This window comes from Streptomyces sp. CA-179760 (genome assembly GCF_050937045.1).
Taxonomy (GTDB): domain Bacteria; phylum Actinomycetota; class Actinomycetes; order Streptomycetales; family Streptomycetaceae; genus Streptomyces.
In genome coordinates this window covers 9360421-9367046 of sequence record NZ_JBNJLZ010000001.1, presented here as the reverse complement: position 1 = coordinate 9367046, position 6626 = coordinate 9360421, and the positions used below count along the sequence as shown (strand labels likewise).

Sequence of the window (6626 nt, the reverse complement as noted above, 5' to 3'; positions counted from 1 at the left end):
ATCAGGATCACGCCGATCGACCCGGTGATGAACTCGTTGATCTCGTACTGGATCGTGACCAGGAGGATCCCGGCGAGCGCGCCGATCGCGTAGTGAGCGCCGTGCTCCAGGTAGACGTAGTCGTCGAGGGTGCCCTCGCGGACCAGGTACACCGTCAACGACCGCACGTACATCGCGCCGATACCGAGACCCAGGGCCATCAGCACGATGTCGTTGGTGATGGCGAAGGCACCGATCACGCCGTCGAAGGAGAAGGACGCGTCCAGGACCTCAAGGTAGAGGAACATGAAGAACGCGGCCTTGCCGGCCATGGCGACGGTGGTGCGGGGCTTGCCGGAGCGCTCGGCCGCTTCCTCCGCCTCGTGCTCGCGCTCCTCCTCCTCTTCGAGCTTGTCCTCGAAGTAGCCGGAGAGACCGCCCACGATCAGGTAGGTGATCAGGCCCCCGATACCCGAGAGCAGAACCGTCTCCGCCTTGTCGACGTGTGCGCCGCCGTGCTGATGGGCGTTGGTCGCGAAGGTCATCGCGCTGATGAGCAGCACGATCAGGGCGATGCAGACGGTCAGCATGTCGACCTTGCCGAGCTTGGCCAGCGGGCGCTCCAGCCAGCCCAGCCACTTGATGTCCCGGTCCTCGAAGATGAAGTCCAGGAAGATCATCAGCAGGAACATGCCACCGAACGCGGCGATCGCCGGGTGAGCGTCGGTGACGAGCTGCTCGTACTGGTCCTTGTCGCTGAGCGCGAGGTCGACCGCCTCGATCGGCCCGAGCTGCGCGCTGATCGCGACGATGACGACGGGGAACACCAGTCGCATACCGAAGACAGCGATCAGGATGCCGATGGTGAGGAAGATCTTCTGCCAGAAGGCATTCATCTTCTTCAGGATTCCGGCGTTGACCACCGCGTTGTCGAAGGACAGCGAGATCTCGAGGACGGACAGGATCGCCACGATACCGAGGGCGGTCCACCCCCCGAAGAGGACCGCTGCAACCAGGCCGAGCGCGGTGACCGCGAACGACCAACCGAAGGTTTTCAGAACCACTGGCTACCCAATCCTGTGTTAGAGCTCGCCGGAGGATACTGCGGGAATACTCCGATAACAGAGATCGATTAGAGTTGATCAATTTCACGAGCGTCGGCGAGCGCCGTAATTGCGCATATTCTGCGTTTACCGAGATCCCGGGGCAAGTCCGTCCGCTCTCTCTTGAAGAGACCGATGTCTACGTCTGTACGCGCCCGCTTCTGAAAATCACCATTGCGCTTGATGTAGAAAAACTGCAAAGCATCCGAGCGACCATCTCGAATTTTCTGCGCTAACGGGTGAGGCATTCCTGCGCGGCCGTTGCAGGCCTGGTGTTGGAGCTTGCCAACGACGACGGATGAACACGCATGAGCGTTCGTGACAGCGACCTGCACTTTTTAGCAGCGTCCGAGGCCGGGAAGGTTGTTTGATCCCAGATTCCATACGGATCCGCCCAGGACGAAAAGGTTCCGGCATGGCGGAGTACCCTTCTCCTGAAAATCGTCCAGTTTCGACGAGACGACGCACAACGATTTCTCCGCCGCCGTCTGGGAAATCACATGGGGCGGCGGGCGCCGCCACGCCTCCGCACTCAGCTGGAACGAGGGCGGCAAGACGTACGACCTGTGGGTCTCCGCACATGCCGCCCAGGCGGCGGACGACCGTCACTTCATCGAGGCGCACCGGTCCTTCGTGAGGACGGGCTCCTGTCCTGAGTACCGCCTGATCAGCGGATCGGCGCACCTGGCCCCAGCGGCAACCCCAGGGCATACCAGACGGCGAACAACGCGATCCAGGCGACCATCATCGCCATCGCGGCCGGGAGCGTGAACGACACCAGAGTGCCGATGCCCGCCTTCTTCTGGTACGTCTGGAGGTAGCCGACGGTGAGGACGAACGTCGCGCTCATCGGGGTGATGGAGTTCGTACAGGAATCCGCGATCCGGTAGATGGCCATCACCGTCGCCGGGTTGGCCCCGATGAGCATCGTCATGGGAACGAGCACGGGAGCGAGGAGCGCCCATAGTGCGGTCCCACTGGTGATCAGCAGGTTCATCAGGGCGATGCCGACGATGAGCAGCATGAGCACCACGAAGATCGGCGCGTCCAGCCCCTTCAGGACCTCCGCTCCCCGGACCGCGACGACGGTGCTGATGGAGGTCCACTGGAACAGAGCCAGGAACTGGGAGACCGCGAAGAACAGTACAAGGAGTGGCGCGACGGACTTGAGGCCGTCTGCCATGAAGTTCGGTATGTCGCCCGAACTCGTGAGCCGACCGGTCCGGTAGGCGTAGGTGGCCCCGATGACCAGGAAGAACGCGCTCAACACCACCGCGATGCTGTTGAACAGTGTGGAGTCGAGGATGGCGCCGTTCTCACCGCGGAGCGGGGAACCGGCCGGGATCATTCCTACCGCCAGAAGTCCCATGAAGACCGCGGCGACGACGCCGGTGGTGCGCAGCGCGCGCAGCTCGACCTCCTCGGGAACGGTGTCGGGCCGGGTTCCCGTGGTCGGGCCCGTTGCGCCGTCGTCCGGGACGAGTTCGTGCTCGCGCTTGGACAGGACCTTCTCGGTGACCACCGTGAGGACGATCGCGAGGAGAACCGCGGAGGCGGTGGTGAAGTACGTGTTGTCGGTGGCCCGGACGACCGTGTCCGGGTCGACGATCTGCGCGGCCTCAGTGGCGATCTTGGCGAAGATGACGTCGCCGGGAGCGATGAACGGGTTCGCGTCACCAGCGGCGTTGATCGACAGGAAGCCCACGATCATGCCCAGCATGGGAGATCGTCCGACCGCCTTGAAGACCAGGGCCGCCAGCGGGATGAGAATGACGTACGCACTGTAGGAGAGGAACTTCGACAGCGCTCCGGCGAGGCAGACCGCGAACACGGCGTAGCTGGGGCTCACCCGGCCCAGAGCATGCCGGGCCAGGGACTCGAGCATGCCGGAGCGGTCGGCGACCGCGAGTCCGAGCATGATGATGATCACTGTGCCCAGCGGGCCGAAGGTCAGGAATGACTCCTCGACCCCCAGGAGCAGCTCGCGTATCGCGACGACCGACAGGGCGTTCTTGACAGGTGACGGGTCGCCCGTCGCCGGATCCGCGACCGAGACATCGGCCGCGGCCATGATCGAGCTGGTGACGGCGACGACACCGAAGAGGATGGAGAACAGCCAGAACGGGTGGGGCAACCTGTTGCCGACTCGTTCGACTCTGTCGAGGAGGCGAGTGAGCCTTCCCGAGGGGTGCGTCGGACTCGACCGCTGCGGCTCGGGCTGCGGTGGTTCTGACTGCGCTGGATCAGATGTGGTGATCATGCTTCTGACTTCCTTTGCCGGAGGGTCATGTTCACATGTCGATGCGAAGGGCACCTTGACCCCGGTCAAGGAGGATCTCGGTACCGTACGCCCGCGACAGCGTGCGGAGACGTTCGAGGATTCGCGCCGCTGCGGAGGCGCTCGCCGGCTGAGGCGTTCCTCGGTCGGAGTGGTGCGGTGTGTCGTAGGTGAGCGTGAGGGGGTGCAGGGCGATGTCGAGGGGCCCGGAGCAGGTGAAGGTGAGGGTGACCGCGACGCTCTCGAACCAGACCTGGTCGGCGAAGGGCCCCTTGATCCGTTTCTGTTCGAGCATCTCGCCGGAGGTGTGGCGGGTCGGGTCGAGGCCCGTTCGCCGCCACGCCTCGCGGGTCAGCGGAAACTGCCGGTTCTGCATGAAGATGAAGTTGCCGAGCGAGTAGAAGATCGGACGGCCGCGGTACACCTCGATGCCCCGCAACTGGTGCGGACCATGGCCGAGGACGACATCCGCCCCCTCGTCGACGGCCGCGTGCGCGAGTTCCCGCATGAAGGGGGGCGGCTCGGCGCTGTAGTTGCCGGGTTCGTGGGTGTGGAGGGCGACCACGGCGATGTCGGCGCTCTGTTTGGCCTGCCGCACGCTGGTACGCAGTGCGGCGATGTCCTCCTCCTCGACCCGCCAGTACGGTCCGACTCGGCCGCCGGTGGTGTCGGAGGAGATGAACGCGGCTCCCTGGAGCGTCACGGAGCCGTCCCGTGCATCCGCGCTGCGTGCCGTGTGGTGCAGGGACTCGGGCGGGAGACTGTCGCGGATCGAGGCCATGACCGCGAGTTCGGCGGGGTGGACGGCGAACCACTTCTTGGTGCGCAGGCCGTTGATGCCGGGGCGCGCCGGCACGATGCCGAACGGGTCACTGGCCAACGACATGGGCTGGTAGCGGGTCGCCGCCGACACGAGCGCGACCCGCCCCTGGCGGGTGGAGAGGTAGCGCGGGGCCCGTGCAGCGGTCAGCGATTCGCCCGCGCCGGCGTGGACGAGTCCGGCTTCCTCGAGGACAGCGCTGGTGGAGCGCAGGCCGGCCACCCCCAGTCGGTGGCGTGATTGTTGGCCCTCGACACCATGTCCAGGCCCATGGCCCGGACATCAGCTCCGCTACGGACTGAGGTGACCAGCCACGATCCTCCTGGCTCGGCCTCTGGCCAGCCGCGGAAACGGTCGAAGTCGATCGCGGTCGTCTCGAAGTTCCCGATCGTGACGTCCGCGCCGCGCAGGACGTCGAGGAGACCGGGCGCGGTTGCCTCAAGGCGGGGGGTCAGGACGTCGTCGTCGAGGACGAGGTCGCCGACCGCGGCAAGAGTGATTCCCGTTCCGATGCTCATGCCGCGTCCTCCGAGAGAAGGTGCAGGGTGATCCTGGAGCGTCCGTCGACGAACACCCGGTTCGTTGCGACCACCCGACGACGGTCGGTGGTTTCGGCCTCACCGGTGCCGGAGTTGACGTCGAAGCGGGGGAAGTTGCTGGAACTGACGTCGATCCGGATCCGGTGACCGCGGGCGAAGAGGTTCGCGGTGTCGGGGGCCTCGACCGCGATGTCGTAGACCCGCCCCGGTTCGAGCGGTGACGGCTTCTCGTACGAGTCGCGGTACCGACAGCGCAGGATGCCGTCGGTCAGGTTCATGGCGAATCCGGCCGGGTAGTCGTCGCTCGGCGGGTGGACATCGATCAGCTTCACCGTGAAGTCGGTGTCGGCCGCACTGGAGGAGACGGCGAGGCGGGCGACGACGGGGCCGGCCACGACGACGTCCCGCTCCAGCACAGCGGTCTGGAAGGTGAGCACGTCGGGACGGGCCTCGAGCGGCAACCGCGACCCCGCCAGGGAGAAGGTCCGGTCGTCGGGACGCTGGTCGAAAGCGCCGCCCACCATCACCGGTTCGCCGGACGTCACCTGCCCGCCGATCGTCGGCACCGGATCGCGGGGGTCGTGGTCGTACTCCAGGTACCCGGTGAGCGCCCCGGGCTCCGGCGTGAGTTCCCCGCCTGCGGTGAGGAAGAACTCCGTGGCCTGTGCGTCGTGCGGCGGCCAGGCCGAGCTGGCCTCCCAGCGGCCGCCATGGTCGATCCGGCCGTCCGCGGTGCGCTTGCCCGATCCGCCACCCATTCTGAAGTAGCGAACAGCCGGGTCCGTCGACGGCGTCGAGGAGAGCTGCGAGTCGAACCAGTTCGCCCGGAACTCGACGTAGTCGGCCGCCAGGTTTCCGTCCAGGGTCGCCTCAGGACCGAAATCGACGTCCCCGGCGTAGGAGACGCTGCGCCGGCCGTGCGTCCACGGACCGAGAACCAGATACGCCGGGCTCGTCTTGCGAACCCCCAGCTCGTGGAAGTTCTCGACGGCGGTCCGGATGTAGGGGTCGTACCAGCTGGAGATGTGCAGGCTCGGCACGTCGGGGAATTGGTCGAAATAGCCCCGCCCGTAAATGCCGAGCTGCTGCCAGTACGGCCCGAACCGACCATGCTCCCACTGCTCGAACAGATAGTCCTCGTACTCCGGGGCGTGCCGCAGGGGTGAGTGCCCGCGCCGCCACGGCAGCTGCCTGAACCACTCCTCGATCGACTCCCTCCCGAGCGCGTCGCTCCGCACCGGATCGGCCAGTGTCGCCGAGCTGGTCCTCGCCCTGGCGAAGGCCCAGGTCGCCTGCTTGAGTTCGAAGGCTCCGCCCAGCCGGACACCGGTCTCGTAGGCACTGGCGAAGCCACCGGAGTCGAGGAACATTGCCGACAGGGACGGTGCCCCCAGCGAGGCGAGCGCGGTCTGTACGTGTGCCGCGTAGGAGACGCCCATCGTGGCCACCCGGCCGTCGCACCAGGGCTGGGCCGCGATCCAATCGACGGTGTCGTAGCCGTCCTCGGCTTCGTTGAGGTACTTGACGAACTCACCGCCGGAGTCGCCACGGCCACGGCAGTCCTGCCGGACCACGTGGTAGCCGCGTTCGACGAAGCGCCGGCACACCGCCTCCGGCGGGGGCGGGTTCCAGGCGGCGAAGGCCCCGTCCGAGCCGCGCGCCGTCCGGCGGCCGTAGGGCGTGCGCTCCAGCAGTACGGGCCGCGGGGCCGGGTCCGGGTCGGCCGCGTAGACGTCCATGGCCAGCTCGGTTCCATCGCGCATCGGTAGGCGGATCACCCGGCGCCATCCGGATCCCGGCTCCGGGACGGCCTGCCAGGTGCTCTCTGTCCCGGACTTTCGACCACGTTCATTCCCTCGCAACGTTGTGCCACTGATGAGCCGGGACTCTAGGTCGCGGGCGGAAGC

Annotated in this window: 3 protein-coding genes and 1 pseudogene; all 4 read right to left on the bottom strand. The window is 66.5% G+C overall.

The features are described from left to right. Positions 1-1043 (bottom strand): DUF475 domain-containing protein (locus tag ACQEV8_RS42395; RefSeq protein ID WP_432972277.1); only part of this gene is annotated, 1043 nt, incomplete at its 3' end. A 706-nt stretch (positions 1044-1749) separates the two neighbouring features. Further along, positions 1750-3342 (bottom strand): AbgT family transporter, encoded by a 1593-nt coding sequence (locus ACQEV8_RS42390; RefSeq protein ID WP_432972274.1) that lies wholly within the window; start codon positions 3340-3342, stop codon positions 1750-1752. A gap of 31 nt (positions 3343-3373) precedes the next feature. Continuing rightward, positions 3374-4698: pseudogene (locus ACQEV8_RS42385) on the bottom strand (CapA family protein). Further along, positions 4695-6482, bottom strand: coding sequence for a CocE/NonD family hydrolase (locus ACQEV8_RS42380; protein ID WP_432972271.1), 1788 nt, complete (start codon positions 6480-6482; stop codon positions 4695-4697). Before ACQEV8_RS42380 ends, ACQEV8_RS42385 begins: the two are co-directional and overlap by 4 nt. Positions 6483-6626 lie beyond the last annotated feature (144 nt).

Bases quoted from the DNA above. Each gene is read 5' to 3' on its own strand.
- ACQEV8_RS42390 (WP_432972274.1), bottom strand. From the start codon at position 3,342: ATGATCACCACATCTGATCCAGCGCAGTCAGAACCACCGCAGCCCGAG.
- ACQEV8_RS42380 (WP_432972271.1), bottom strand. From the start codon at position 6,482: ATGCGCGATGGAACCGAGCTGGCCATGGACGTCTACGCGGCCGACCCG.